This is a genomic window from Pseudoalteromonas sp. L23 (assembly GCF_021728455.1).
In the GTDB taxonomy this organism is placed as follows: Bacteria; Pseudomonadota; Gammaproteobacteria; order Enterobacterales; family Alteromonadaceae; genus Pseudoalteromonas.
The window spans coordinates 112,716-139,326 of the sequence record NZ_JAKKCW010000007.1 but is presented as its reverse complement, the minus strand read 5'-3'; the positions used below and the strand labels follow the sequence as shown (position 1 = coordinate 139,326).

General features: G+C 44.7%; 24 protein-coding genes and 1 tRNA gene. 14 read left to right on the top strand and 11 right to left on the bottom strand.

The genetic code is table 11. The annotated features are described in order from the left end of the window. The 4 genes from L3V43_RS13340 (at position 1) to L3V43_RS13325 (ending at position 6,196) form a co-directional block, all read left to right on the top strand. Entirely contained in the window at positions 1 to 2,397 is a 2,397-nt protein-coding gene (locus L3V43_RS13340; protein ID WP_237116713.1) for an ABC transporter permease, read from the top strand. A 300-nt stretch (positions 2,398 to 2,697) separates the two neighbouring features. Beyond that, positions 2,698 to 4,044: a 3-deoxy-D-manno-octulosonic acid transferase gene (locus L3V43_RS13335; RefSeq protein WP_237116714.1), complete on the top strand. Its 1,347-nt coding sequence runs from the start codon at positions 2,698 to 2,700 to the stop codon at positions 4,042 to 4,044. 2 nt (positions 4,045 to 4,046) lie between these two features. Further along, positions 4,047 to 5,075 (top strand): glycosyltransferase family 9 protein, encoded by a 1,029-nt coding sequence (locus L3V43_RS13330; RefSeq protein ID WP_237116715.1) that lies wholly within the window; start codon positions 4,047 to 4,049, stop codon positions 5,073 to 5,075. Further along, the gene (locus L3V43_RS13325; protein ID WP_237116716.1) at positions 5,072 to 6,196 is read left to right on the top strand and encodes a glycosyltransferase; all 1,125 of its coding nucleotides are present in this window, start codon (positions 5,072 to 5,074) and stop codon (positions 6,194 to 6,196) included. The genes L3V43_RS13330 and L3V43_RS13325 overlap by 4 nt, the downstream gene beginning before the upstream one ends. 53 nt (positions 6,197 to 6,249) lie before the next feature. On the opposite strand, the gene L3V43_RS13320 is transcribed toward L3V43_RS13325, so the two are convergent. Continuing rightward, entirely contained in the window at positions 6,250 to 6,429 is a 180-nt protein-coding gene (locus tag L3V43_RS13320; protein WP_237116717.1) for a transposase, read from the bottom strand. Positions 6,430 to 6,812: 383 nt separating this feature from the next. Between L3V43_RS13320 and L3V43_RS13315 the strand changes: the two genes are divergently transcribed. Then, entirely contained in the window at positions 6,813 to 7,133 is a 321-nt protein-coding gene (locus L3V43_RS13315) for a DUF6482 family protein (RefSeq protein WP_010606962.1), read from the top strand. Between the two features lie 64 nt (positions 7,134 to 7,197). Here the strand turns inward: L3V43_RS13315 and L3V43_RS13310 are convergent, their stop codons facing one another. After that, on the bottom strand, positions 7,198 to 9,099 hold the full coding sequence (locus tag L3V43_RS13310; protein ID WP_237116718.1) for a PKD domain-containing protein: 1,902 nt from the start codon (positions 9,097 to 9,099) through the stop codon (positions 7,198 to 7,200). Between the two features lie 149 nt (positions 9,100 to 9,248). Here L3V43_RS13310 and L3V43_RS13305 point away from each other — a divergent pair, with 149 nt between their 5' ends. From L3V43_RS13305 to L3V43_RS13290, 4 genes are all read left to right on the top strand, one after another. Beyond that, the gene (locus L3V43_RS13305) at positions 9,249 to 10,031 is read left to right on the top strand and encodes a DeoR family transcriptional regulator (RefSeq protein ID WP_237116719.1); all 783 of its coding nucleotides are present in this window, start codon (positions 9,249 to 9,251) and stop codon (positions 10,029 to 10,031) included. A gap of 10 nt (positions 10,032 to 10,041) precedes the next feature. Continuing rightward, on the top strand, positions 10,042 to 11,862 hold the full coding sequence (glmS, locus tag L3V43_RS13300) for a glutamine--fructose-6-phosphate transaminase (isomerizing) (RefSeq protein WP_102057780.1): 1,821 nt from the start codon (positions 10,042 to 10,044) through the stop codon (positions 11,860 to 11,862). Between the two features lie 446 nt (positions 11,863 to 12,308). Then, positions 12,309 to 13,208, top strand: coding sequence for a hypothetical protein (locus L3V43_RS13295; protein ID WP_237116720.1), 900 nt, complete (start codon positions 12,309 to 12,311; stop codon positions 13,206 to 13,208). A 687-nt stretch (positions 13,209 to 13,895) separates the two neighbouring features. Further along, positions 13,896 to 14,282 (top strand): hypothetical protein, encoded by a 387-nt coding sequence (locus tag L3V43_RS13290; RefSeq protein ID WP_138580860.1) that lies wholly within the window; start codon positions 13,896 to 13,898, stop codon positions 14,280 to 14,282. A gap of 71 nt (positions 14,283 to 14,353) precedes the next feature. Here the strand turns inward: L3V43_RS13290 and L3V43_RS13285 are convergent, their stop codons facing one another. Beyond that, positions 14,354 to 15,244, bottom strand: a complete 891-nt coding sequence (locus L3V43_RS13285; protein ID WP_237116721.1) for a hypothetical protein — start codon at positions 15,242 to 15,244, stop codon at positions 14,354 to 14,356. Between the two features lie 410 nt (positions 15,245 to 15,654). On the opposite strand from L3V43_RS13285, the gene L3V43_RS13280 reads away from it, so the two are divergent. Genes L3V43_RS13280 through L3V43_RS13270 form a run of 3 tightly spaced genes read left to right on the top strand, consistent with a single transcriptional unit; the run spans position 15,655 to position 17,787 of the window. After that, entirely contained in the window at positions 15,655 to 16,827 is a 1,173-nt protein-coding gene (locus tag L3V43_RS13280; protein ID WP_237116722.1) for an RNA ligase RtcB family protein, read from the top strand. Beyond that, a complete protein-coding gene (gene prfH / locus L3V43_RS13275) occupies positions 16,824 to 17,468 on the top strand; it encodes a peptide chain release factor H (RefSeq protein WP_237116723.1) in 645 nt (214 codons plus the stop codon). The genes L3V43_RS13280 and prfH overlap by 4 nt, the downstream gene beginning before the upstream one ends. Next, a complete protein-coding gene (locus tag L3V43_RS13270) occupies positions 17,458 to 17,787 on the top strand; it encodes a phosphotyrosine protein phosphatase (RefSeq protein WP_237116724.1) in 330 nt (109 codons plus the stop codon). The genes prfH and L3V43_RS13270 overlap by 11 nt, the downstream gene beginning before the upstream one ends. Positions 17,788 to 17,947: 160 nt before the next feature. Here L3V43_RS13270 and L3V43_RS13265 read toward each other — a convergent pair whose 3' ends face one another. The 5 genes from L3V43_RS13265 to L3V43_RS13245 all read right to left on the bottom strand — a co-directional run bounded on the left by L3V43_RS13265 (position 17,948) and on the right by L3V43_RS13245 (position 22,533). Beyond that, complete coding sequence (locus tag L3V43_RS13265; RefSeq protein ID WP_237116725.1) at positions 17,948 to 18,754, bottom strand: nucleotidyltransferase domain-containing protein; 807 nt, start codon at positions 18,752 to 18,754, stop codon at positions 17,948 to 17,950. Continuing rightward, a complete protein-coding gene (gene rtcA, locus L3V43_RS13260) occupies positions 18,754 to 19,791 on the bottom strand; it encodes an RNA 3'-terminal phosphate cyclase (RefSeq protein ID WP_237116726.1) in 1,038 nt (345 codons plus the stop codon). Before rtcA ends, L3V43_RS13265 begins: the two co-directional genes overlap by 1 nt. Before the next feature lie 9 nt (positions 19,792 to 19,800). After that, positions 19,801 to 21,027 (bottom strand): RtcB family protein, encoded by a 1,227-nt coding sequence (locus L3V43_RS13255; protein WP_099643092.1) that lies wholly within the window; start codon positions 21,025 to 21,027, stop codon positions 19,801 to 19,803. 38 nt (positions 21,028 to 21,065) lie between these two features. Next, positions 21,066 to 22,220 (bottom strand): slipin family protein, encoded by a 1,155-nt coding sequence (locus L3V43_RS13250; protein ID WP_237116727.1) that lies wholly within the window; start codon positions 22,218 to 22,220, stop codon positions 21,066 to 21,068. A 242-nt stretch (positions 22,221 to 22,462) separates the two neighbouring features. After that, positions 22,463 to 22,533 (bottom strand) — tRNA-Arg (locus L3V43_RS13245). A gap of 256 nt (positions 22,534 to 22,789) precedes the next feature. Between L3V43_RS13245 and rtcR the strand changes: the two genes are divergently transcribed. Beyond that, on the top strand, positions 22,790 to 24,385 hold the full coding sequence (gene rtcR / locus L3V43_RS13240) for an RNA repair transcriptional activator RtcR (protein WP_237116728.1): 1,596 nt from the start codon (positions 22,790 to 22,792) through the stop codon (positions 24,383 to 24,385). 57 nt (positions 24,386 to 24,442) lie between these two features. On the opposite strand, the gene L3V43_RS13235 is transcribed toward rtcR, so the two are convergent. Together L3V43_RS13235 and L3V43_RS13230 are read right to left on the bottom strand one after the other, a co-directional pair. Next, on the bottom strand, positions 24,443 to 24,742 hold the full coding sequence (locus L3V43_RS13235; RefSeq protein WP_010606952.1) for an antibiotic biosynthesis monooxygenase: 300 nt from the start codon (positions 24,740 to 24,742) through the stop codon (positions 24,443 to 24,445). Continuing rightward, a complete protein-coding gene (locus tag L3V43_RS13230; RefSeq protein ID WP_010606951.1) occupies positions 24,723 to 24,953 on the bottom strand; it encodes a DUF2798 domain-containing protein in 231 nt (76 codons plus the stop codon). The genes L3V43_RS13235 and L3V43_RS13230 overlap by 20 nt, the downstream gene beginning before the upstream one ends. A gap of 89 nt (positions 24,954 to 25,042) precedes the next feature. Between L3V43_RS13230 and L3V43_RS13225 the strand changes: the two genes are divergently transcribed. After that, positions 25,043 to 25,900 carry a LysR family transcriptional regulator gene (locus tag L3V43_RS13225; protein ID WP_237116729.1) on the top strand — a complete coding sequence of 286 codons (858 nt, stop codon included), beginning with the start codon at positions 25,043 to 25,045 and terminating at the stop codon, positions 25,898 to 25,900. A 21-nt stretch (positions 25,901 to 25,921) separates the two neighbouring features. On the opposite strand, the gene L3V43_RS13220 is transcribed toward L3V43_RS13225, so the two are convergent. Then, a complete protein-coding gene (locus L3V43_RS13220) occupies positions 25,922 to 26,566 on the bottom strand; it encodes an NUDIX domain-containing protein (RefSeq protein WP_235368326.1) in 645 nt (214 codons plus the stop codon). Positions 26,567 to 26,611 lie beyond the last annotated feature (45 nt).

Genomic DNA, 26,611 nt, shown 5'->3' with positions numbered 1-26,611 from the left:
ATGATAGTGAATTATCTAATAACAGCATTGCGTGCTTTTAAGCAGCAAAAACAGCATTTTATTTTAAATGTACTTGGGCTTAGTGTGGGCTTAGCTGCGGCAATTTTGGTCGCACTGTTTGCAAAAAATGAACTATCTTACGATAGCCAGCAACCTCATGCTGAGCGTGTGTATCGAATTGCACAAGACTATTCGCAATTAGGGCTTGGGGTCGTTCCTATTTTTAATTACATCAATGGCACTCGAGCACTTGAATATAGCCAAGTTGAAGAGGTTTTTGCGCTGACGATGGTGGAGTTTACTCGCGAAGCTGAAGTAGATGTGACAGTAAAAAATCAAGGTTTTAAACTGAATGACCTTTATGGCGCAACTGCGAATATCGAGAATTTTATCGATATGGAAACGGTGGCAGGTAGTCTAAGTCGCGCCATGAGTGTACCGAATAGCATTGCATTGAGTAGTTCAGAAGCTCAGCGTATTTTTGGTCGCACAAACGTGGTTGGCGAGACTCTACAGCATAAAAACGGCCAATATACGGTAGGTGCAGTATTTACAGATTTACCCGAAAACACGCATTTTGGCTTTAAAAACTTAGTGTCTGTAGAGCATGATCCAGTCAATACGGATATAACTTCTAGCTATGTTTATTTAAGATTGGCGCCGCAAACAGATGTTATTGCTTTGGAAAGCATACTGACTGAGAAATATTATTTCGGTGATTTTAAGGGTCGCTTATCGCTGCAATTACACCCCTTAACGGAGCTTCACTTTACTGCAAAGTCGCCGTTTGAAATGAAAGTGGGTGGTGCGAAACAAGTGGTGATGATCTGTGTTGGTTTAAGCGTGCTGCTGATCCTTATCGCTGGCTTTAACTTTATTAATATGACGGTTGCACAGTCGACCAAACGTGCAAAAGAAGTGGGTGTACGCAAGGCACTTGGTGCCAGCAAGTCGCAATTAGTTGCACAGTTTTTATCTGAGTCTGTACTCGTGTCATTGCTTGCAATGACAATAGCCTGTGTTTTGGTCGAGCTACTATTGCCAAGTTTCAACAATCTAGTTGGCCGTGAATTAAGTATTGATTATGCATCTATGTTTAGTGTCGTAGTAGTCGCGGTTGCCGTCATCGTGGGTTTGTTGGCGGGTCTCTATCCTGCATTTTTTATCTCATCTTTTAGTGCTAAACGCGTACTAAGCGGAGATTTACAGCGTGGGAGTACCGCGATTTGGGTGCGCAAAAGTCTTTTAACTGTACAAGCAGCACTTGCGGTTGGGTTAATTATTGCTTCGATAACGCTACAGTACCAGTTGGCACATTTGCAAAATTTACCGCTTGGTTACGAAACCACACAGCGTTTGGTGGTCTCAGAAGTGCCCGTTAAAGCGGCTTTTACAAAAGCGCCAACGTCATTAGTTAAACAGTTCGCGGCTATTGAGGGCGTTGAACATATCAGTGTGATAGATACGCAGCTGACTCGCTCGATTAATAACACCCTAGTACCAACGTGGCCAAATGGTGAACAGTCGCAATCCTTAACGCCAGTTATTGGCACAAGCTACGAGGTAGTCAAAGGGTTGGGGTTAACGCTACTTGCAGGTCGAGACTTTAGCCGAGAGTTTGCCGGTGATTGGTCAAATCGAGTTAACGGCGTAACCACAATAGGCACCATTATTACCGAGTCGGTCGCTAAGCAAGCTGGCTACAGTAATGTTGCAGATATTATTGGCAAAACTATCAAAGATACTGGCCGCAACGTAGAGATGCGAGTGGTTGGCGTCGTCGCTGACGTCAAAGTGGGGAATGCACAAGAAGCAAGTTCTAATATTATGTTTTTATTAGGGTTTACTTATTTTAATCCAACATCTGAAGTGATCTTAACGATTAACCCGCAGTATTTAGCACAGATTCGACAAGACTTGATTAGTGTGTTGGCAAAAACCGCAAACGTGTATGAACCAGAGATAAATCTACTTTCAGACAGTTATAGGGCGGTACTTAGTGGTGATGAGCGTATCTCTAAGGTAGTACTTATCTTCACCGCGCTAGCTGTATTCTTAACCTGTTTAGGCACTTTTGGATTGGCATCCTTTGCAACGGTTCGCCGTCAAAAAGAAGTAGCTGTACGCAAAGTCTTGGGGGCATCACGGCTAAGCATTGTGAATATCTTAGCAAAAGAGTTCCTGATTTTGGTGGGAGTCAGTATCGCCATTGCTTATCCGGTAACTTATTGGCTCGTTGGTGATTGGCTTGCAAACTTTAATGACCGCATTGAGCAAGCAATGTGGGTTTATGGCGCAGCAGCTTTGGTGGTTGCCGGTATCACTTGGTTGACTGTGGCGACCCTTGCCTTTAAAGCCGCGAGTACGCGTCTGTCGCTGATCTTGCGATATGAGTAAATTAAATTGGTAATCACTCAAGAAATTGCGGCCTAATTTAGGCCGCTTTTATCATTTGTTTCTCAATGTGTTAATCGCTAATGCCGGCACGACCATTTCTGGTTTTGAGTGGTGTGAATATGTCGCCGCGGGCAGCAAAGCGTGCTAAGAAGTCGGCATTCGTAAGCGCTAGGTGCTAGTAAGTCTCAACTTGTCACACAATTTCTGTCAGAATCTTTACTTGGCTTACCACTGTCAATTTAGTGTCAAAAACCATAGTTACACTGGGGTTAATTCAGGCTTGAATAACAAGGTGTAGCTATGGCTAAGGTTAAGACAACCTCTCGTCTTCGTAGAAGATCAGCTAATTCACTTTGGATTGGTGTTTATAACAGTATCCTGTTGTTGTGTTTACCTTTGATTGCGCTGATCTTATTAAAAAAATGGCTACGTAAACCGGGTTATAAAAGGCACTTTTTACAGCGCTTAGGTGTCTACGATTGTAAACGTTTACCCGCTTGTATTCATTTACATGGCGTCTCCGTTGGCGAATGCGCCGCCATTGCTAAACTTATTCCTGAGCTGCGTAAACAGCATCCTCATTTACCCATTGTTTTTACTTGTACCACGGTTGCGGGTTCCAACTATATTGAGCGCAACTGGGGGGAGCAAGTCATTCATACTTATTTGCCACTGGACTTTCAATTGACGGTTGGTGCGTTCTTGACGCATTTTAATCCGGTATTGACCATGTCGGTTGAGATGGAGTGGTGGCCGAACCTTATTCGCCAGTCGCGCAACCAAGGCAGTCGAGTGATGCTGGTAAATGCTCGCATGACCGACAGATCAAAAAATCGTTATGCCAACATGTTAGGTCTTTTTACCTTTATGGTGTCCAAGGTGCATAAAATTCTGCCGCAAAGTGAGCTAAGTTATCAAGCTTTTCGCGAGTTGGGTGTACCACCAGAAAAACTGATGATGTGCGGTAATATCAAGTACGATTGGCCAGAGCTTAAACATGCCGACCCAACGCAAAAACCCTCTCAGTTGACATGGATTGCGGGGAGCACGCATGACACTGAAGAAATAGCGGTGGTCGCAGCGCACAAACAGTTGTTACAGCAAAATCCAGCAGCTCAGCTAATTATCGCACCGCGTCATCCTGAAAGATTTGATGAGGTATGGCAGCTGCTGCAAGCAAGCGGGCTGAGCTGTCAGCGTTACTCGCACGCGCCAACACTAACGGCAAATACGCAAGTGTATCTGCTCGATACGATGGGCAAACTATTTGCGTTTTATCGTGATGCCCATGTTGCCTTTATCGGTGGCTCGTTAGTTAAGCTCGGTGGTCACAACCCTGCCGAAGCCATTGTCCAAGGGGCTGCCGTCGTAATGGGAAGTAGTCGACGAAATTGTGAAGATATATGTGCGCCGCTGAGTCAAGCTAGTGCACTTGTTGAGGGTAACGAGCCACAGCAAATAGCCAGAGAAGTCATCGGCTTTTGGCAAAATAGTGCTGCAACAACACAACAAATACAGGCTGGGCAAGCTGCAATCGCAAAGCATAATGGCGCACTACACACAACCACATTGCAAGTTTTATATCAGTTAAAACAAGCGCAACGGCCAGTCCATAGTACCCGATTACATCCAATGGTGATCAGATAACAATGCAATACAACAATATCCTTATTGTCCGGCTCAGTGCCATTGGTGACATTGTGATGGCGTCAGGTCTTATTTCTGCACTAAAGGCACGTTACCCAGAAGCAAAACTGAGCTGGTTAGCAGAGCCTGCTGGCGCGACCTTGCTACAACAAAATCCATTGCTAGATGAGGTGATCTTGTGGCCTCGTAATGAATGGCAAAAAGTGCGAAAAGCAAAAGGGATCATCGCGCTACTGAAGCAAGTTAATAGCTTTAAAAAGCAGTTGGCTAGTCGACAATTTGACTTAGTGCTCGACGCTCAAGGACTCCTTAAAAGTGGCGTGCTAGCTTGGCTAAGTGGCGCTCAATATAAGGTTGGGATCAATAGTCGCGAGGGCAGTCAGTGGCTTATGAATAAGGTAGTGACCTCGCCTTGGTCTGCTGATATCAGCTCGGAATACAGAGCTGCAGCGAAATTTTTTGGTACGCCAGAAGCGGCGTTTCAATACTCGCTCATTGCCTCGAATGAGACACAACAACATACAGAGGCACTGCTATTGGAGCATACTCAAGGCCAACCTTATGTGGTGTTTTGCCCGTTTACAACGAGAGCACAGAAACACTGGGTAGATGGGCATTGGCGTGAGTTGTATAAACAAGTAAATCAGTCTATTTGTGCGCATATTATTATATTGGGTGGACCAAGTGATATCGCTCATAGCGAGCGCTTAGAAAAACAGATGCCGGGGATCATTAATCTAACTGGGAAAACGACATTACTTGAGTGCAGCGAGATCATTCGGGGGGCAAAAGGTGTGATTGGCGTTGATACAGGGCTAACTCACATGGCGATGGCGCATCATACCCCGGTTATTGCATTGTTTGGTTCAACCTTACCGTATGAAAACACCTTTAATCCAAATGGTCGCGTGTTGAGCGATAAACTTGCTTGCTCACCATGCAAACGCCGGCCAACCTGTGAGGCTCGTTTTGATTGTATGGTGGGGCTCACGCCACAAAGAGTGTCGAGCGCACTAGGAGAAGTGCTATGAAAGTTCTGCATATTGAAGCGGGTCGTCACTTATATGGCGGCGCACAGCAAGTGGTGTATTTAACCCAAGCGTTACAGCAAAAGGGCATTGAGAACGTACTGGTTTGCCCGCCTAATAGTGAAATGATAGCAGCCGTTGATAAGCAAGTTGTTGTGGATCCTGTGAAAATGACAGGCGATCTCGATGTCATGCAATGTTTGCGTTTACGAAAGGCTATTGCCCATCATCGGCCTGATTGTGTTCATATTCACAGCCGCCGAGGGGTTGATACTTGGGGATTACTTGCCGCTAAGTCGCTTAATGTTCCTGTTATTTTATCGAGACGAGTCGACAACACCGAGCCACGCTGGTGGTCAAAATTAAAATACCCAGCCTACGATAAAGTTATCGCTATCTCAGGGGGGATCCGCCAAGTATTACTCTCACAAGGTGTTGCCTCTGAGCAAGTAAAGTTAGTCCACAGTGCAGTCGATACCCAGCGCTTTGCACCAAGTAGCGCGGAGCGGCAATGGTTGCTTGATGAGTTTGAGCTGCCACAAAATGCCTTGGTTGTGGCTAATTTTGCGCAACTGATAGAGCGCAAAGGGCAGGATGTGATCATGCGTGCAGCCAAACAACTCATTGCTGAGCATCCTAATTTACGTGTATTACTGTTTGGCCGAGGGCCAAAGCTGCAACAGTATCAAGCGCGTATAGATGAGCTGGGGCTGCAAAAAATTGTCCAGCTGGTGGGATTTCGACAAGACGTAGCGCGTATTTTACCGGCGGTTGATATTGTTGCACATCCAGCATCGATGGAAGGGCTAGGCGTAGCGTTATTACAAAGTAGTGCATCTGGCGTGCCTGTCGTGGGCTTTGCTGCCGGTGGCATTCCCGAAGCGGTTGCGCACAATGAAACCGGACTACTTGCTCCGATTGGTAATCAAGCTCAGTTTACTCAAGATCTTAATCGCTTATTGCAGGACCCGATTTTACGAGAGCAAATGGGCCGTAAAGGTCGCGCTAAAATGTGCAGTGAATTTGCCATTGAGGTGATGGCGGAAGGTAACTTGTCGGTGTATCTAAGCGTGTTAACTGAGTTGGGAAGAGACCCTTTAACTAGCCAATCACAGAAAGTGTGAGTTCCAATAAAGGTAATCACCAATGCGGCTTACTAGCTTGGTTCTTAGTGGGTTTACAGCAATATGCTGGGCAATGGTATGCCTATCTTCTGTGGATCTGAGCTGATGATAGTAATACGCGCTTTGCCAAATTCTGTGTTTAGCAGATAAGCTGTTCCGCCTTTTAATTCTCCAACAATCTTACCAAGTTGTGTATTGCCAAGCGTCAGTAAGCCATGAAAGTGATCAGGCATTAACACCCATGTTTGCCAGCGGCACTCAAACTTTTTTCATTATGTGAGATAGATTGGCAAAACAATCGTGCCAGCCGATAATCCGTAAAATAGAGTGTGCGTTTATGGCAGTTAAACGTAATGAAGTATTCTGCGTACGGGATTGATATCCTGCCTTTTCTCAGGTTATTCCAGCTCATGTGCATGCCTTGCAATTGAGAGATAAGTTTTAAAGATAAGTCCTTCGATTAAATCTATCGAGGTACACCTCGACCTACGTGGTGGATGGTAGGTCGTGATTTATCACGACAACAGGTTTGCGACAAAACATTCATGACTATCAAGGTGAACCAAACACGCACATGTGCCGTTTAATTATTAATCGGTTAAACGAGGAGAGCATTATGCTTGCTGCCACACTCAAAGAAAAAATCGCTAATAAAGAACTCCATGCCATCGTGCTTAGCTACGCGGATTCAAATCACTATCTTGCGGGTGGTCAAGATAGTGATGGGAACTTGCATATCTTAATGCATGCCGAAGGTAAACTAACGCCGTTTAACTCGCTGCGAGAGGCCGAGACAAAGCTGGCGGAACTCGGCGCAACTCAAGCCTACCTCAGAGTTGAGTCCGCCTATGATGAAATTGGTCCAGAGGACTCTTCGGGAACACATATCAGCAATATGGAGATCCGTCACTTAGCTCCATCCGACATAACCGTTTAAACAAAAAGGCTTAAGCGCCCACAAGTGAGCGCTTAAGCCTTAAAAGTCAACGAGTAGAGATCTCTTATTCTACTGAAAGTGTTATCGTTTTAGTTGCAACGGAAGCGGACTTTTCATCTACAACACTTAAACTTACCTGATAGTCGCCTGATGCTATAGGAGTGAATTGTAGGTTCGAGTCATGAGCTGTGGTACTGTCAATCACTTCGCCTGATGGAGCAACCACCTTCCAAAAATAGGTCAAATTGCCTGCATTGCTGTCGCTATCCATAACCGTTGGAGTTATCCAAAGCGCTGCATCTGTTTTCAGTACTCCTTGATAGTCCAGCGCCGTAATTACTGGAGCGCTATTTTGAACTGCATTTACTGTGATGAATGCTGCGACTACTAGTTCAACCTTGCCATCAGACACGATGCATTTCAGCACATAGTTACCAGCTTCATCGAAGGTAATAGACGCGCGATTATCAGCATTGTCGACCACTGCAGTGCTATTCTCAGGCTTCGTTTCAAGTGACCAGCGATAAGTGAGCGGATCGCCGTCTTTATCTTCTGCGGATACCACAAAGGCTTTGGTTTCCCCTTCCGTAGCTGTAGACATTTGTGGACTCATAGACGCTGTGGGCCCATAGTTTTCAGGGTGAACCTTTATCATGCCACTGGCGGTTTGGCTTAGCTCACCGTTACTTACCTCCACAAAATAACGGTAACTTCCCTCTCCGTGAGGCGTAAAAATCACCGTATTAGTATCTTCATTCGTAACGGAATAGGTCAAACCGGCTTCAAATGGCTCAAACCTCCAACTAAAGGAGAGTGTTCTGCCGCTTGTATCTCTACTTCGCTTGGCACTAAGCTCGATGGCTTCATTGATTTTGGTTGACTCTGGCGCGTCGACGAATACAAGCGGTTTGTTTGCTTCGCCTAATTTGGCCGTTAAGGTATGGGTTGCCTCACTTAAACGACCTTGTCTGTCTTTAAGGCTAAAGCGGATTTTATATTGCCCTGCCTTATCTAATTGAAGCGAGGTGAGAAATCCATTTGGTGTTGCCATTGCGGCTTGGCTGCCGCTCGGTTTGCTGTCAAAACTCCAAAGCGGTGTTACAGCGCCTTGATACTGACTACCATCGCTTTTCAGCTCAACAAAAGTCATTGAGCTTAATGTAACCTCTGAAGGCGCTGAAATAACCGCTTTAAGAGCTGGCTGGTTATCTATAACGATGACTTTTTCTGATTTGCTATGTGACGATTTACCATCATAAACGGTTAAAGTAATGGTGTATTCACCCGCAAATTTAGAGGCGAAAGAGGCAACGTTATTGTTAGGGCTTACCAATGTGTATTCATCAACATTAGCAGGTGCAGTAACTTGCCATTTATAACTGAGATTATCGCCGTCTGAGTCTGAGCTGTTGCTCGCATCTAACTGTAGATGCTCGTTGATGGCAATTGCCTGTTTGGTGAGTGTGAAGTCGGCGACAGGAGGTGTGTTCACACTTGGTGTAGTTTTTTCTTTTATACGGATCTCAAACTGTGTTGTCGATTCGTTACTACCTGACTTGATTGTTAGCCCTAGAATGTAAATACCTGCAACGTCAGCGGTAAAGTGCGTTTGCTTAGCGTTGGGGTTAGAAAACTGAGCGTTACTGCCTTGGGGTTTGGCTTGCCACTGCCATGTTATTTCGGCATTTTCAGGGATCGTACTTCCCGTAGTGCTAAGCTGAATGACGTTGCCAGTCTCCCCAAAGGCACTTGCCTGAATTTTAGCGACTGGCTTAGTCGTGGTATCCGTTCCAGAATCTGTATTATCGTTATTTGAATCTGTATTATCGTTATTTGAATCCGTGTTGCCATTATTTCCATTTTTGCCGCTATCCTGATTGACAGGTGTAGTGTCACCACCTGAACCGCCGCATCCTGCTAGTAATAGTGAACAACAAAGTATTGATGTTATTAAATTTTTGTTCATTTAATTATCCTTTTAAGTACCTCAACTGGGAAATGTATCCTGATGTTCATAATATTTCCAGTTAAAATTTGTTCAGTGCAAAATTTAACTTGTTTAGGTTTTGAAGTTTCGACTATAATCGCCTTAAATTTCGAAACGAAACTTATTTGATGACTAAACGAAACACTCAACAGCGCAGACATACCATTCTTTCATGGGTGAATGAATACGGTGAAGTAAGCGTAGAATCACTCGCCGCTGAGTTTGAAACGTCAGAAGTTACGATTCGTAAGGATTTAACGGCACTAGAAAAAAGCGGCCTGTTACTACGCCGCTATGGCGGTGCGATAGCCCTTCCTAAAGAGATCACCGCATCAGGTAAAAACGAGCAAGACTCGGTACGTAAAACGGCCATTGCCAAAGCGGCCGCCGAGCTGATTAAAGATCACAATCGCATCATTATCGATAGCGGCAGAACCACTGAAACCCTAATTCCGGAGCTTGCACAAAAGCGCGGCTTAGTCGTGATGACCAATGCGATGAATATCGCTAATCGATTGTTATCACTGGAGAATGAGCCAACCTTATTGATGACCGGCGGGACATGGGATCCGCACTCAGAATCCTTTCAAGGGCAAGTAGCAGAGCAAGTACTGCAATCCTATGACTTTGATCAGCTTTTTATTGGTGCCGATGGCATTGATGTAGAGCGCGGCACAACCACATTCAACGAATTAATTGGGCTGAGCCGTGTGATGGCAAAGTCAGCCCGTGAAGTGATTGTGATGGTCGAATCCGACAAGATTGGCCGTAAAATTCCAAATTTAGAAATACCTTGGGCACAGATCACCACTTTGATCACCGACAACAACTTGGCCGATGACCTCCGCCAAGCGATCGAAGCGCGTGGTATACAACTTATCTGTGCTGAACTACACACAACGTGCAAATAATGGAGAGATTATGTGTGGAATCGTAGGCGCTGTTGCTGAGCGTCCAGTAAACAAAATTCTTATCGAAGGCCTAAAACGCCTTGAATACCGTGGTTATGACTCTGCGGGTGTCGCACTTTGCGAAGGCGGTGCACTCAACAGCGTGAAAGCCGTGGGTAAAGTGGTAAACCTAGAATCTGCGCTTGAAAATGCCGAAGTAAAAGGTACTACCGGTATCGCGCACACGCGCTGGGCAACACACGGCGGCGTAACAGAAGCTAACGCGCACCCGCATATTTCTAACAGCGAAATTGCGCTGGTACACAACGGTATTATTGAAAACCACGAAGGCTTGCGCGCGGCATTAAAAGAAGACGGCTACGAGTTTTTATCTGACACCGACACCGAAGTGATGGTGCACCTGATCCATCAACTCAGACAGCAACACACTACATTACTCGCGGCCGTGCAAGCAGCGGTAAAACAGCTCGAAGGTGCATACGGTACGGTATTATTTGATAAAGCCAATCAAGATGAAATCATTGTGGCACGCTCAGGCAGCCCATTGGTTATCGGTCTTGGTCTTGGTGAAAACTTTATTGCCTCTGATCAACTCGCGCTATTACCTGTAACCCGCAGCTTTATCTTCCTAGAAGAAGGCGATGTAGCACGCATTACTCGCGAAACGGTAGAAATCTTCGACATAAACGGCAATCCTGTAGAGCGCGAAGTGGTTGAGTCTAACATCACGCAAGATGCGTCTGGCAAAGGCGAATACCGCCACTACATGCTAAAAGAAATCTACGAGCAGCCAATGGCCGTACGTAACACACTTGAAGGCCGTTTAGACAACGATCGCGTCAGTATCGACGCATTTGGCGACAAAGCCAATGAAATCTTTAAAGATGTAAAACACGTACAGATCATCGCATGTGGTACGTCTTACCACTCAGGCATGGTGGCACGCTACTGGCTGGAGCAATTTGCAGGCGTAAGCTGTAACGTTGAAATCGCCTCAGAGTTTCGCTACCGCGACTCATTCGTTCACGAAAACAGCCTACTGGTAACCATTTCACAATCGGGCGAAACCGCAGACACTCTCGCAGCACTTCGCTTGGCCAAAGAGCAAGGCTATATGGCGTCGATGACCATCTGTAACGTACCTGGCTCATCACTTGTACGTGAGTCAGATCTTGCCTTTATGACCAAAGCTGGCGCAGAAATCGGTGTGGCATCAACAAAAGCCTTTACGACCCAATTAGTTGGCTTATTGATGCTAACGGCATCGATCGCGCAGGAAAAAGGCCGTGACCAAAGTGCAATCGTCAACGCCATTAAAACTCTGCCAACCAAGCTTGAAGAAACGCTAACGATGGCCGATGGCATCGAGCTTCTTGCAGAAGAATTTGCCGACAAACATCACTCATTGTTCTTAGGTCGTGGTTCACAATACCCAATCGCAATGGAAGGTGCACTTAAGCTTAAAGAAATCTCCTACATCCACGCCGAAGCTTATGCGGCAGGCGAGCTAAAACACGGCCCGCTAGCGCTTATCGACGCAGACATGCCTATCATCGTCGTTGCACCAAACAACGAGCTGCTTGAAAAGCTCAAATCAAACGTTGAAGAAGTGCGTGCACGCGGCGGTATCATCTATGTATTCGCGGACAAAGACTCAAACTTTGCCTCAGACGACACCATGCGAGTAATGAACGTCAACCACGTAGAAAACATCATCGCCCCAGTTGTCTATACAATCCCACTACAGCTACTTTCATACTATGTAGCCGTGATCAAAGGCACCGATGTTGACCAACCGAGAAATCTGGCAAAATCGGTTACTGTGGAATAAGAAAAGGCGCGCAAGCGCCCTTTTTGTGACTTAGGAATATAGTTTCATCCCAAGTATTAAAGTACTGTCCCACATTTTTGTTACTTAGGAATATGTACTTATAAAGTGCGGGGCCACAACTCGTCCCCTCAAAAATCAAGACACTAAAGGCGCATTCAGCGCCTTTTTTATGACTATTCCAAAATAATTTCTTTTAAAACAGCTTATAACCTACTTCAGCTCATGGACTCTGAAGTTTGCATTCTTAAAACCAAAAGTAAAAACTTATTCAATAAATACAAATTTTTACCGGTTATTTTTCTATTTTCTTGAGTTGTAAACTTATGGTGCTGTGCACTTACAAAGGCTTCATTAACAACAATCAGGCACAATTCATCAAGACATCAGGTTTTTTGTGTTTGAACTGTTAATGTCAGTGGTTCTTAAATCACCATTAAGGACAAATCATGAAGCCGAATTTAACTTTACTTACCCTATTATTTTTTAGCCTCAGTGGTTGCTCTATGAGTCATACTGAAGACAAACTGAATGTAAAAAGAAGTGCGTATTTTGGAGAGCAGCCTCCGGGTTTAGTGCCTAAGATCTTTGAGCCCAAGATTGTTTCACCAAATGGAGAATTTGAAAGCGGTACATTCACGCCAGATATGCAGTCTTTTTACTTCACAAAAGCGATAGGCGAAGACAAAAAGCGAGGCTTTTTTGTCATCCATAAAGAAAATAATCAGTGGGGAAAGGCGTCAGAAACAGATCTACGTTGGCCGCAGTTTTCTTACGATGGCAGCAAAATGTTCATCGGCAAAATGTATCGAGAGCGCCAAGGTGATGGTTGGTCAGAGCCTAAAAGCCCAGGTGCGTTCATAAAACATATGGCGCATGGCAGGTCGGTGTCTGCGAGCGGCACTTATTACTTTACCGGATACAAAGAGCGGGGTGTTGTCGGCGCTTTGTATTATTCGCGTCTTATTAACGGGCAGTATGAAGAGCCTATAAAACTAAGAGACGATATGAATCAAGGAGAGTACATAGCAGGTTCTATGATAGCGCCTGACGAATCTTACTTGATTTGGAGTGTGCAACGAGCTGAGGGTTTTGGCCAATCTGATCTCTACATTAGTTTTAAAAAGCAAGATGGCACTTGGTCGAAGGTTATAAACATGGGAGTAACGATTAATACAGAAAAACAAGAAAGCTCTCCTCAATTATCGCCGGATGGAAAATACTTCTTTTTTAATCGGGGTGATTGGCGTGTGAATGGAAGCGGCAAACGTATTTATGAAGGAAAACAGCATTGGGTTGATATTCAACTGATCAAAAACTTAAAACGAAAAAGTGAGTTTCCACTTTAATATTACCCTCAACGAAACAGCATAAGCTGTAAAAATCTTAAGTGCACAAATAAAGAATATTAATTCTTTATTTGTGTATAATAATTCTTTAGGGTTATAGCCAATGTCAATTCAATGTTGAACAAAGGTAAGCTGCAGGTGCGTACAACTGAACTCGTAGACGGTTTTCGTCAATCAATAAATTGTAATAAAGACACCCGTAATTATTTGTCATCAAAGCTGCACTATCCATACACAACCTAATACGATTTGCATTGGCTTAATCGAAAAACGAAAATGATTTCTGTCCAGAATTGAGTTACAACGCACAGCAGCACTGACACCCACGATTATTTACTCACGATGGTTATGACAGTTTCGACTTAGCATTGCACAAAATTGTTCATTATTCGTATAAAAAGCGCTTCTAAAATAAAGTAGCTGTTGGTGTTTACGTATTTCTCGACACTAAAACTAGTGTATCGCGCACGGCAACGGGGAATACTGCGCCCTAGGCTATTAATGCGGTAATGGTGTCTGCATGTGCTTGTTCAAATTGAATCTTAAACTAACTACGTGGCGTGTTAAAAAATATTTAAACTTGTTTTGTTTTATTTAAATTTGTTATGTGTTAGGTTTGCAATGCCTTAAATTTCAAGGGCTTTTCTAATAAATGAACTTAATAAATGTATAAAGGAATAATATACAATGAAAGTATTGAACAAAGTTTTGGGTGCAACCGTTTTAGCGCTAGGTGTATCTGCTGGGTCGGCTTCTGCTGCTGAGGTAAAAATCACAGAAGTAGATTATGGTAGTGTGATCATTCAAACTGCTGATGTTGTGTTAAACCACAGCCAAGCAGGCACTTTCTCTATGAATGTGAGCGAAAACCATTTAACTGTAAATGCTCAAGACTCTAATGGACGTAAGTTCCGCTGCGTAATGAATGGCACTGTAAGCTACAGCGATCCTACTATTCTTGAAAGAGTAACGAACATCGCAGCGACAATCTCTGAAGGCGACAGAGTACAATTTGAGGTGCAAAAAAATGTATTACCTCAAGTTTGTCATGTTAAAAAAATGCTAAGCTTCTAAGCTTTGCTATTTCGCAATGGAAAGTGTGCGCACCTTCCATTGCTTTAAGTACTTCTATTTAGCTAGCTTGACTACGCAGTGATAAAAGCTTGGGCAAGATCATGGTGACCATCTCTTTCTAAGCAATCGATAACTTGTTGTTCTACTTGAGTAACTAAGTTACTGCGCTTTAGTTCGATAAAGGCATCGGTAAAACTGTCTTTATATTCTTCCCAACCGCCACAATATGCATTGGCTTCACCGAAAATGGACTTAAATTGATAGGTGATAAGAAAATACTCCCCCGATTCTTGCCATTCTGTTGTGGATTCAGTTACTTGACGACCATTCGCTTTCTTCACAAATAAGCGAAACAGTTCAGGTTTGAGAAAGTAGCCGTAGTGGCAGGTATCTAAACACGCAGTATAGTCGTTTTCGGTTAGCTGACTTAAATCGAGTTCTGGGTCTTTAAGTAACTTTTCTAAACAATTCGCGCCATATTCACACTTATCAAGGCGACAAATAATTTCGCACATCAGTGCAAAGTAGTCTGTGACAGACATTTTGCCTGCTTTGCGCAGCTCCACAAAAGAAGGGGCTACGGTGCGCTCAAAAAACTCAATATCGAACTCTGAGCGATTCGCCGTCATTTCCATCAAAAAGTAGTCGGCGAATGGAAAACCAATACCAAGTTCGAGGCAATGACGACAGGCCGTTTCGATATCGTTTGGGTGGTGATGATCAACTAATTCTCCCATACAAATATCGAGCTCTATCGCACTCAACTCATCACCCATCAAGTCGGCATACTGAATCACTTGTGCTTTCGTGAGTGCTGCGGTGACATCCAAATAACTTTCAAACAGGGCTTCCGATAAGGTTTCTACCTTTGCCTTATCTTGTTGAGATAAAGCTTGTTTTAAGGCATCGAGGTGAGTTGGAGTGACCTCGTTATACCAACCTCCAAAATAGAATTGCGTCATATTTGTTTTCCTTAATCGATAATAGTCGCAGGAGTGAGTGATTAAACGCTTGTTGCTGAATATCTAGCTGCTATCCTTGCCTTGTTTAGGTTAATATCACAAGTTGCAATTCTATCATTCAGCGCACAGACAATCCAAGGTTGCATTGTGTTCCCAAACTGTTTACACTTGCCGCGATTCTAACCATTCATTCACTGTAGAGGAGAAAAAACATGACACAAACAACTTTATCCTTTGCAGGTCTTTCTCTGTAATTCGCGAGCGCGAATAAATATTTCCTAGCTTGCGAAAGCTGTATTTAGCGATTCTATGTTGCCTATGTAACCTAACATTTGATTGCTATAACTAAGCCATTCTAGACCTGCCAATACACAATTATTTTTAAACCTCATTGAAAGGTATTGGTAACTATGGACAGATCCGTCCAACAAATTTCTGATCGCGTGTGTCTATTTGCATCTCAAGACACTTGGATTGAAGGCGCTGCGATCCAACAACTTACAAAAACCGCTGAACTAGCCAGTATGCATCGCGTTGCTGGTATGCCTGACTTGCACCCAGTGCGTGGTTATCCAATCGGCGCGGCATTTTTTAGCCTAGACCGGCTGTATCCCGCGTTAGTCGGAAACGATATTGGCTGTGGCATGGCGCTGTGGCAGACCACTACAAAGGTTGCCAAAGTTAATGTCGATAAGTTTGCTAAACGGCTAGAAGATATCGAGCAACCGCTCGATGCCAGTTGGCAAGAGACGATTCAAGCTGAAATGACACACCGGGATATTTCAGCTGGATTATTTGAAAGTGCACTGGGTACGGTTGGCGGCGGTAATCATTTCGCCGAGTTTCAAGCGGTGGAACGTGTTTATAATGAAACCGCGTTTACTGCGCTTGGCCTTGATAAAAAGTATTTACAGCTGCTGGTACATTCTGGCTCGCGTGGGCTTGGGCAAGCCATTTTAGTCGACCATATTGCGCATTTTAATCATGATGGCTTGCTGGCTGAAGCGGCTCAAGAGAGTGAAAGTTCACGCTATTTGGCACGTCATGATGAAGCGGTGCGCTGGGCTGAGTTAAACCGCTTTTTGATTGCAAAAAGATTTCTCTCAGCCATTCGTAGCGATGGCGAATGTACCCTAGATGTTAATCACAATCTTGTGTGTCCAAAAGTTATAGATGGCCGCGCTGGTTGGCTGCACCGTAAAGGTGCGACCCCAAGTGACAAAGGTGCTGTCGTGATCCCCGGCTCACGAGGTGACTATAGCTATTTGGTTCAGCCTATAAACAATGCGCCTGCGTTAACGGCCAGTTTATATTCTTTGGCTCATGGTGCTGGTCGAAAGTGGAAGCGAGGTGACTGTCAAAGCCGCTTGAGTCACAAATATAAACGTGAAGATCTTTATCGCACAGCATTGGGGAGTCGTGTGATCTGTGGCAATAAGGAGTTGCTGTACGATGAAGCGCCGCAGGCCTATAAAAAGTGTGAAACCATTGTCAGTGATTTGGTTGACGCTGGATTGATAGAAGTGATTGCCATATTGCGTCCGGTACTGACATTTAAAACCAACGGGAGCTGTTCGTCATGATCTTGTTGCAACTTTCAGCCGGTCAAGGCCCCGCAGAGTGCGGGAAAGCCGTTGCATTGGCGCTCAACTTAGTCGATCAACAAGCTAAAGCAATAGGCGCAGAATGTACTGTGTTAGCGCAAGAAATGCATGAACACAAAGGCTGCATGAAATCCGTATTGCTACAGCTTTCAAGTGACGCAAAAGCGCTTGCCGAGTATTGGCATGGCCCGCAGTTGTGGGTGTGCCAGAGCCCATTTCGTGCCAAACATAAACGGAAAAATTGGTTCTTTAGCGGCAGCATGGCCGAGATAGATGAAGTCGCAATGGCATCCGATATTCGCTATCAAGCTTGTCGCGCGTCAGGAGCTGGTGGGCAGCATGTTAATACCACAGACTCAGCGGTACGAGCGACGCATATTGCATCAGGATTGAGTGTGCGAGTGGAGAGTGAACGTAGTCAGCACGCCAATAAGCGCGTTGCAAAGGCGTTATTGCTACAGAAATTGGCCGCGCAGGCAGATGCTGAGGAAATGGCTCGTGATAAAGCAAGGTGGCAGCAGCATCAGGCGCTACAACGCGGTAATCCTAAAAATACTTTTAAAGGAAACCAGTTCAGCCCAACGATGCCATTTAATAAAGGCACTCCGCGTGACAACTAATGTGTTATTCATCTGTAGTCGCAACCAATGGCGCAGTCCAACCGCTGAGCGTATCTGGAAAAACGATCCAGGTATTAGCGTGAGATCGGCAGGCACTAGCCCAAGAGCACGTCGCAGCGTAAATGCGAGTGATATTGAGTGGGCCGATACTATTTTAGTCATGGAAGAAAAGCATAAATCGCGGCTGCGCGCGCAATACGCCAATTTATTGCGCTATAAAAATGTTCAAGTGTTGGATATTCCTGACGAATATCAATTTATGGATGACGAGCTAGTGACGCTACTACATGACAGCGTCGCGAGTATCTTAGTGATTTAGCTCTGCCCATTTCGGGTGTTAATAAGATTGTAAGGAAGAGGATAGAGCAATGTAATTCCATCGGGAACAAGCAATTGAGAACACAATAAGTCGTGTTGTCGCGATTAAAAGGCTGGCAGCGTGGGTAAAGCTTGAACCCCATGCCTGACAGCCTGAGCAGCTATGAGCTAATGGTGCTTTTAAATAGTGCATTAAGCTCGTGGTAATTGGCTTTCATCTGTTTTTCTTTGGCTCGGTAACTCGCAAGGCGGCTGAGTTCAGACTCGATAAATTGGTTTATTACAGGTACAGTTGGAATGATTTGTTTCTCTAAGCTTACTTTTTTCTGTTCAAGTAGGTCTGCAATTGCATCGTTTAGCGCCGTATTATCTGCAATTAGTTGGCGTAATGTCTCAAATTCTATAGGTGCTGGTGTGGCATATTTTTCTAGCCACATAATGGCTAACAAAGGCCTAAGAACATAAAAGTACTTTTTTAGCGGTACGGTTTCTCTCTTTAAGTATTCGCGATAGTTACCTTGCGCCATATGTAAATAGTGATAAATACCGCTATTTGGAGACATAATTTGAGGCATTAACTGTTTTGCTTTTGCCGAGAATACGCCATCATCAACATAAACGATAGGTGATTGTAACCACTCAATAAAAGCAGGGTTTGACTTTCTAAAAAGCTTTAATGCCTTTCTTACATCCCAGCCATTAATATCAATCTCATCAACAATAGGGTATTCAATGACATCACGTTTTTCTTCGACATCAAGGGTGAGATACCACTCTTTTGGATGCGCATAAATAAACCGCACGTCGTAATCACTATTTGGGCTGGCAAAACCCCAGGCGCGGCTGCCTGATTCAACGGCATACAATACCTTTACACCATGCTCTTGTTCTGCGGCACGGATCCGTTTAAGTATTTCTGCTGTGATATCGGCTGCTATTGGTTCTAGCTCACTGTTATTTGTCATCATTAATTTCCTACCACGCGAATATCCCATTGTGTTTCTGTGCGCTGAGTTACTGCAAATTTAACGTCCATAAATAACTGAATTACATCAATATTGGTTAGCGTGTGCAAGCTTGGTTTAGTGGTGGTGAACTGGCCGCTGTGCGCTATAGCCATAGGTAGCAATAACTGATCTGCTAAGTGTTCTTCCACCGCGGCTTCTGACTTTAAAAATTGCTTCACTTCGGCTGCGCAACGTTTTGCAACGCGTTCGGCTGACACACCATATTCGCCTTGCTGCTCAAACAAACTGGTGTGCGAGCCGTGGTCGATCATCAGCTGTAGCGAGTTGCCCGGTCCCGGTGTGACTGCGCTTGCGACGGTGGTTTTTGCGCCAAACCAATCGAGCTCCTTTTTTGCTTTAGTCACTTCTCGCTCGCCAATATGTTCCGGTAACTTACTGACTAAAGCGGTGATTGCACATTGTTCAGCGGTAATCTGGCTGTTACTCGCCGAGAGCTCTGGAAGCGCGTTGAGTGCCTTGGTTGGGTGTATCGTCAATGTCCATTTTCCTCCACCGGCTGGATAAAATCCAAGCTTTTCAGTCTCAATTTGGCAATCAATACCCATCTTTTTTAAGATTGGTAAATAAGAGCGCGTTAAAAAGCATAAAGAAGGAGACATGCTGTTGTGCGTCCCACCTTCAAAGATGACATGAGACTGCTCAGAAGCCATTGCCAATACGGGTAAAATGGTCTGGCAAACCAATACGGTGCTACCAGCCGTACCTATGGCAAAGCGATAGTTCCCTGCTTTTATTTTACCAGGGGTGAAGCGAATGCGCGCAGAGCCAAGCGCTGCCCCATCTATTTTTGCATCACAGATCTGTTGTGCGGCCAGTACACAAGTAAGGTGTTGGCGTAGTAAGCCGGGCTTATTACGGTTGGCTCTAATGTTGATCAGCTCTATTGGCTGACCGGTTAAAATCGATAGGGTTAAGGAGGTGCGTAATACTTGTCCGCCTCCTTCTCCTTGTGCGCCATCTATAACTAAATATGACATGTTCTATACTTATCCTTTTACGCACACAATCTGTTTCAGCGTGTGTACGACTTCTACTAAATCTTGTTGTGCCGCCATGACCTTTTCAATGTCTTTATACGCATGAGGGATTTCGTCAATAACGGCTTCATCTTTGCGGCATTCTACCCCTTCAGTTGCAGCGATTTGATCTTTCACGTTAAATACTTTTTTGGCTTTAGTGCGCGACATGATGCGCCCTGCGCCATGGCTACAACTATTAAAGCTATCGGGATTGCCAAGTCCTCTTACAATAAATGAACGTGCGCCCATGCTGCCTGGAATAATCCCCATTTCGCCTTTCTGTGCACGTACTGCACCTTTGCGCGTGACGTAGCAGTCTTTACCAAAATGGTGCTCGCGAGAAATATAATTATGGTGGCAGTTCACGGCCATTTCTGCGGTTGTAAATGGCGTTGAGATCTGCGACCTTAAAGCTTTTATCGCGTTAAACATCATGATTTCACGATTTTTAGCGGCAAAATCCTGCGCCCATTCAACCGCTTCAACGTAATCATCAAAGTAGTCACTTCCTTCTTTTAGATAGGCTAAGTCCATATCTGGAAGGTGAATTTGATGACGTTGCATTTCCTGCTTAGCCAGCTCTATAAAGTAGGTGCCAATTCGATTACCAACGCCTCGGCTGCCTGAGTGCAGCATAATCCACACTGCGTTATTCTCATCCAAACAAAGCTCTAAAAAGTGGTTGCCTGTTCCCATTGTACCAAGGTGGTTCACATGATTACTTTTTTTGATAGCGGGATGCTTGGCGCAAATTTTCTCAAATCTTAATACTAGCTTTTGCCATTCAGAGGCAACAATATCGGGGATGTTATGCCAAGCTCCTCGGTCACGCTTTCCACGTTTTCCTCCGGTACGACCATGTGGCACAGCCGCTTCAAATGCATGGCGAATACTAGCCAAATTATCTGGTAGCTGGTTGGCTGTGAGTGACGTTTTGGTGGCAACCATGCCGCAGCCAATATCTACCCCTACCGCTGCGGGGATCACTGCATCTACCGAGGGGATCACGCTACCAATCGTTGCGCCTTTGCCCATATGCACATCGGGCATCACCGCAATATGCGAATGGATCAACGGCAAGCTGGCAATATTATTAAGCTGTTGCTGCGCCTCTATTTCAAAAGGTACGCCTTGCGTCCATGCCTTTATGGGCACGTTTCCGTCATTATTGATGGTGTTGTAGTTACTACACATATTTGTTCCTTATGCTGTCGTTATTTTTCTTTTTATCGTTAGACAATTTTGACTGTGTTATTCATCAGGCCTTCTAAGCCGCCGTAAACAGTCAGGTTTTCAATTTTGTCTGCGACCTTTTCTAATGCCTCAAGCTCCTTCAAGCGCAGTAATGTTGGGTTGTTTTCCATCACTTTTGCGGTGTTATGCAGGCTCCGTGTCGCTGCGGTTTCTTCGCGCCTTTTAATTACCTTGGCTTCAGCTGCCTTCTGCGCTTCAACCACTTGATTTAAAATGGCTTTAATTTCTCCAGGCAGAATAATGTCTTTCACGCCAACGCTTTGTAAAGATACGCCAATGCCTGCCAGTGACGCAGTCACAAGTTCTCTCACGGTTTCATTGATATATAACTTATCCAATAAGATATCATCCAATGATTTGGTTCCTACCGCTTCACGCAAGGCCAATTGCAGCGTTTTATATATGTATTCGTCGACTTTCTCCACGCTTCGTGCGAGCAATTCGGCATCTTCAATTTTGATCCCTGCCGTTAAATTTATTCGCAAACTCACGCGGTCTTTGCTCAAAATTTCTTGGCCAGATATTTCCAGTAGTTGTGCTCGGGTATCAAACGATTTTAACGTGATGCTGTGGTTAAATTGCCAAAATGCGTGTTGTCCAGGCGCTAAGCGTCTAACAAAGCGACCATCAATATAGAGTAATCCCACATGCTCTGCGGCCACGCTCAGGTCGGCGATGGGCTTCATCGCAACGGTACGATCGCTTCTTATTAATCTTGAAGCCGCGTTTGCACCCGCTCGGTTGATTAAAAATAGCGTGCGTTCATCAAGCTCTATGTGGTTATCAATGGCGATCCGTTCAAGCCGTATTTCACCAGCATCTTGCCACAAATACAGGTGCTCACTTGGTGCCACAATGCCGCGTAGCAAATCATCAATGTATAACAGGCCGACTTCATTACTATTTAATTTCCAGTGGCTTATGTGTTCCTGAAGTATTGGGTTATTACGGTATAAACGTTCCGCATTTGGCTCAGAAAAATACAAGCCGTTAATATCAAAAGTGCGAAACGAAAGAGTATTTTGCACATCCCAAAAAGCATGTTTGCCTGGTATTAACACCTGTGTTAGTTGCTGCTCTTTGAATACAAAAGCTCTTTCGTTCTCTTTGACCGTAATTGTTTTTCTTAACATATTAGTTTTCCTTTATGTTGTGTTAGTAAGGGTCGCTGGCTTGAGTGGTAACGGCGCCATGTTTAGTGATTGGAAGTGGCGTCCTGCCTATGCCAATCCGGCGACATGTTGCGGTTACCAGTCAGCGGCCATGACGGCTTACTAACAATATGTATTTACGTATATTTATGAGTTTTTGGGTGGGATTCGAACCCACAACGAGCGAAGTAATGTTCACGGCTCTACCATTGAGCTACCAAGGTTTAAGATGGGATTTGAACCCATGACCGACGAAATCGTGTTTCGTTGCTCTACCAGACTGAGCTACTTAAATTATTGTGTGGTTAGGCATACGCAGTCACAGTGTTCAGCGCACCGGAGTGAGGATTGAATCACTTCCACATAACCAGACAGCCTATAGATATCAAGCTATGTGCCAATAACGAGGATTAATTAAAAATAAATTCATAAAATTTTGAATTTATTGGTTTATTTTCTATTTTAGGTGATGGCTTATGAAAATGGTGGAGATTTTAAAAGTATCTAAATATAATCATTAGGATATATAATATATCTATATGGATATAATTTTGAAAAAGACAGTAGCAGTAAGTTTGATTGGTACTCAGCTCGATTTTGTTGGTAAGCGAGTGGATAGGTGGGCGCGTTGGCGGCCCAATGTAAGCCTATGTAGCCAACCTGATCTGGTCATTGATGAATTGCATTTATTACACGACAATCACAGTACACGGCTGGCCAACAATGTGGCCGTTGATATTGAAAGTGTGTCGCCAGAGTCGACAGTCACATTGCACAACCTCAACTTCAGTAACCCATGGGACTTTGAGGAGGTGTATGCCAAACTTTTTGATTGGTGCCAAGCTCAAGCATTCGATACCGACAACTGTGAGTACCTGTTTCATATCACCACAGGTACTCATGTGGTACAGATCTGCAGCTTTTTATTGACTGAGAGCCGTCATTTTCCTGGCCGCTTGGTGCAAACCTCTCCTGACAACAGCAATAAAAACAAATCGGTTGGGCAAGTTCAAATAATCGATTTAGACCTATCCAAATACGACCAGCTAGCTACTCGATTCGACAGTGAGCACCTAGAGGGTAAAGCATTTTTAAAAGGTGGGATCCAAACTAAAAATGAGGCATTTAACCAGCTGATCACGCAAGTTGAAAAGGTGGCGATACGCGCTAAAGATCCCATGTTGCTAACAGGACCGACTGGTGCAGGGAAAAGCCAGTTGGCAACACGTATTTTTCAATTAAAGAAAAAGCGGGCGATGCTGGCCGGAGGACTTGTTTCGGTAAATTGCGCTACGCTCAAGGGCGAAAATGCCATGGCAGCATTGTTTGGTCATACCAAAGGTGCGTTCACAGGGGCACAACAAGCGCGAGACGGGTATTTACGCACAGCTAACCAAGGCGTGTTGTTTTTAGATGAAATCGGTGAGTTAGGTCTTGAAGAGCAGGCCATGCTATTGCATGCAATAGAAAATAAGTCGTTTCACCCAGTCGGTAGCGATCAACCCGTAACCAGTGACTTTCAGTTAATCGCAGGAACCAATCGCGACTTGTTTAAAGAGGTCAGCAAAGGCCGATTTCGAGAAGACCTGCTTGCACGGATCAATCTATGGACGTATCGATTACCAGCGCTAAAAGACCGTAAGGAAGATATTCCGGCTAATATAGATTACGAGATAGATTTGTACGCGCAAAAAATGGGTGAAAGGGTGCGCTTTAATAAAGAAGCAAAAACGTTATTTGAACGTTTTGCCTTGTCGGAGCGAGCCTTGTGGTCGGGAAACTTTCGTGATTTAAGTTCAGCTATCACGCGTTTATGCACTTTGGCGGATTCCTCTCGGATAGCGGTTAGCGACGTACAGGAAGAAATTCAACGACTTGAGCAAAATTGGTATGCAGGAGAGCAAGTTTCGGGAGATAAAAATCTAGATAGGTATTTATCCAAAGCACAACTTGCCGATTTGGATACGTTTGATATAAACCAGTTAAATTATGTACTTACTATCTGTGTTCGCCACTCAAGTATGGCGGCTGCGGGCAGAGAGTTGTTTAACGTGAGCCGCACCAAGAAGTCACAGGTGAATGACTCCACAAGACTGCAAAAATATCTCGCTAAATTTGGTTTAAGTTGGCGTCAAATACATAGTTAACGCTGAGCGCTTCTATCATTGCTTGTGAAGAAGCGCTTAACTTGTTAAAAGTGCAAATTAAAGCGGTTTGATGGCAATAATATCAACCGCTTTTGCCAGCCATCCTTGATACAGTGTAAATACCTGTTTGGTGTAGGCTTGCTGGTGATGAAAATCAAACGCGGCATGGTCGACAAAGCGTTCGACTAAGGTAAGCTGGGTGCGGTCTTCACTTTCATAAAGTTCAAAGCGTAAACATCCGACTTCTGCTCGAGTGGCTGGCAAGATCTCTTGGATTGCGTTAATACAATTTTGATAGTGCTCGGTTTTAGGTGTGATATGGGCGATAAAGTTGACGTTATTGTGGCTGTTGGCCATGGTATTTCTCCATAATGCGTTTAGTAACGGCGGTAACTGGGGCTGATAAAACATAGGCGGCGATGAACGAGGCCGGCCAAGCATTAGCAAAGGCATGCGCCCATCGCGTGGTAAAGTCTGCCACTAATCCCAAATTGATGTATGTAACCCATCCAGACACCATAAACGACAGACACAATGACAGCAGTAATGTAAAAATGAGTTTTTGCATGTTTCCTCCTCTGGCTGTTGGTATGATTGTAGGGAGTTGCCAGCCGATCAGAATGGCAAAAATGGAAAGCTAAGATTGCGGAGATAACCATGCTAGATGACTTACGACTCTTTGTTGAGGTAAGCCGCCGAGGAAGTTTTGCCAAGGCGGCAGAAGACCTTGGCATAGGCGCGCCGACCTTATCTAAGCGGATGTTAGCGCTGGAAGACAAACTTGGTTATCCGCTCTTACTGCGCAGCGCCAGAGGACTTACATTAACGAATCATGGTCAGGCGGTGGTGGATAAAATGGCGGAGTCTTTGCTCGCCTTGCAAGCGCAAAGTGAGGCGCTATCAACACTAGAAGCGTCCACTTTCCACCTGTTATGCCCGCAAAACCTAATGATTGGTCCTTTGTATAATGCGCTGCAATCGTTTCAGGCCCAGTATCCAGAGATCCAATTGCATGTGGAGCCTGCCAATAGTGTGGCCTTACTCAGCCAAAAGCGGTTTGATTTAACCGTGCGAGTCGGGGAGCTGGATGATTCAAGCGTCTATCAAAAACGGCTGGGGCAAATCGCGGTAAGGGTGGTGGTCGCCAAGGAAATTGCGACTACACAAACCCTGTTTTTGCCCTTTAAAGCATCGCAACTGCCCGCAACCGATGCATGGCGAGCACTGCTGGCGCAGTTTAGTCACGTCTCTTATGTGGGTGATATTACCTTAGTGCGTAAATTAGTAGGCTCGGCTAACGGTGCTGGCGTATTGCCGATGACAGAAATTGCAGCGTTGGCAGCGCAATCTCAAACCGCATTTAGCTATATCGGTGACTACCAATTTATTCGCAGCATCTACGCACTTTGGCCAAATCAACGAACTCCACCGACTTACACCAGAAATTTTATTGAGTTACTGCAAATGCGGTGTCAGGAGCTTGATTATCTGCAAGGGGCAGTGATAGCTCTGTAATAAACACTGCACAATCGCATTTTATCCTAAGCTCAGATTGCGCTCAAAATGCACGATATCGACATCAGGCTTTAGTTTATAGAGCTGTGCTAAACGTCCGCCTGACTTGACCTTTTCATCCAGTGCTTCAAACATGTTTGAGGCTTCAATTCGTCTTACCAAGCTCTTGCGCTGAATGGGTTTGGCGATAATGGCTTCGATGGCGGTTTTGAGTTGTCCAATGGTAAATTGATCTGGCAAACAATAAACCGGGATCATGGAATATAACGCCTTTTGCTGCAGCCTTGCCTTGGCCTTTTCAATAATATGCTTATGATCAAAAGCCACAGCAAGATCTGGGATCTCGCTAAGATCCACCCATCTCACATCATCTACCGAGTCAATTTGGGTTGCCACTTGCTGAGGTGAAATCAAGGCGTAATAAACCAAGGTGACACTAAAGCCTCGCGGATCACGGTTGATCCCAGAAAACGCCTGAAGTTGTTCAAGGTATTGTGGGGCAACACTGGTTTTCTCTTTGATCTTACGCAGCGCGCTCATATCCGTGTTGTCATCCAGCTCAACATCAACAAACCCTCCAGGTAATCCCCAGCGGCCTTTGAACGGCGCATGGGGGCGTTTGGTGAGGAGGACTTTTAAGCTACCTTGCCAAATTGTAAATAACACACTGTCTACTGAAAAAAGAGGCGGGTGAAACTGGGATAAATTGTG

Bases quoted from the DNA above. Each gene is read 5' to 3' on its own strand.
- L3V43_RS13340 (WP_237116713.1), top strand. From the start codon at position 1: ATGATAGTGAATTATCTAATAACAGCATTGCGTGCTTTTAAGCAGCAA.
- L3V43_RS13335 (WP_237116714.1), top strand. From the start codon at position 2,698: ATGGCTAAGGTTAAGACAACCTCTCGTCTTCGTAGAAGATCAGCTAAT.
- L3V43_RS13330 (WP_237116715.1), top strand. From the start codon at position 4,047: ATGCAATACAACAATATCCTTATTGTCCGGCTCAGTGCCATTGGTGAC.
- L3V43_RS13325 (WP_237116716.1), top strand. From the start codon at position 5,072: ATGAAAGTTCTGCATATTGAAGCGGGTCGTCACTTATATGGCGGCGCA.
- L3V43_RS13320 (WP_237116717.1), bottom strand. From the start codon at position 6,429: ATGCCTGATCACTTTCATGGCTTACTGACGCTTGGCAATACACAACTT.
- L3V43_RS13315 (WP_010606962.1), top strand. From the start codon at position 6,813: ATGCTTGCTGCCACACTCAAAGAAAAAATCGCTAATAAAGAACTCCAT.
- L3V43_RS13310 (WP_237116718.1), bottom strand. From the start codon at position 9,099: ATGAACAAAAATTTAATAACATCAATACTTTGTTGTTCACTATTACTA.
- L3V43_RS13305 (WP_237116719.1), top strand. From the start codon at position 9,249: ATGACTAAACGAAACACTCAACAGCGCAGACATACCATTCTTTCATGG.
- glmS (WP_102057780.1), top strand. From the start codon at position 10,042: ATGTGTGGAATCGTAGGCGCTGTTGCTGAGCGTCCAGTAAACAAAATT.
- L3V43_RS13295 (WP_237116720.1), top strand. From the start codon at position 12,309: ATGAAGCCGAATTTAACTTTACTTACCCTATTATTTTTTAGCCTCAGT.
- L3V43_RS13290 (WP_138580860.1), top strand. From the start codon at position 13,896: ATGAAAGTATTGAACAAAGTTTTGGGTGCAACCGTTTTAGCGCTAGGT.
- L3V43_RS13285 (WP_237116721.1), bottom strand. From the start codon at position 15,244: ATGACGCAATTCTATTTTGGAGGTTGGTATAACGAGGTCACTCCAACT.
- L3V43_RS13280 (WP_237116722.1), top strand. From the start codon at position 15,655: ATGGACAGATCCGTCCAACAAATTTCTGATCGCGTGTGTCTATTTGCA.
- prfH (WP_237116723.1), top strand. From the start codon at position 16,824: ATGATCTTGTTGCAACTTTCAGCCGGTCAAGGCCCCGCAGAGTGCGGG.
- L3V43_RS13265 (WP_237116725.1), bottom strand. From the start codon at position 18,754: ATGATGACAAATAACAGTGAGCTAGAACCAATAGCAGCCGATATCACA.
- rtcA (WP_237116726.1), bottom strand. From the start codon at position 19,791: ATGTCATATTTAGTTATAGATGGCGCACAAGGAGAAGGAGGCGGACAA.
- L3V43_RS13255 (WP_099643092.1), bottom strand. From the start codon at position 21,027: ATGTGTAGTAACTACAACACCATCAATAATGACGGAAACGTGCCCATA.
- L3V43_RS13250 (WP_237116727.1), bottom strand. From the start codon at position 22,220: ATGTTAAGAAAAACAATTACGGTCAAAGAGAACGAAAGAGCTTTTGTA.
- L3V43_RS13235 (WP_010606952.1), bottom strand. From the start codon at position 24,742: ATGGCCAACAGCCACAATAACGTCAACTTTATCGCCCATATCACACCT.
- L3V43_RS13230 (WP_010606951.1), bottom strand. From the start codon at position 24,953: ATGCAAAAACTCATTTTTACATTACTGCTGTCATTGTGTCTGTCGTTT.
- L3V43_RS13225 (WP_237116729.1), top strand. From the start codon at position 25,043: ATGCTAGATGACTTACGACTCTTTGTTGAGGTAAGCCGCCGAGGAAGT.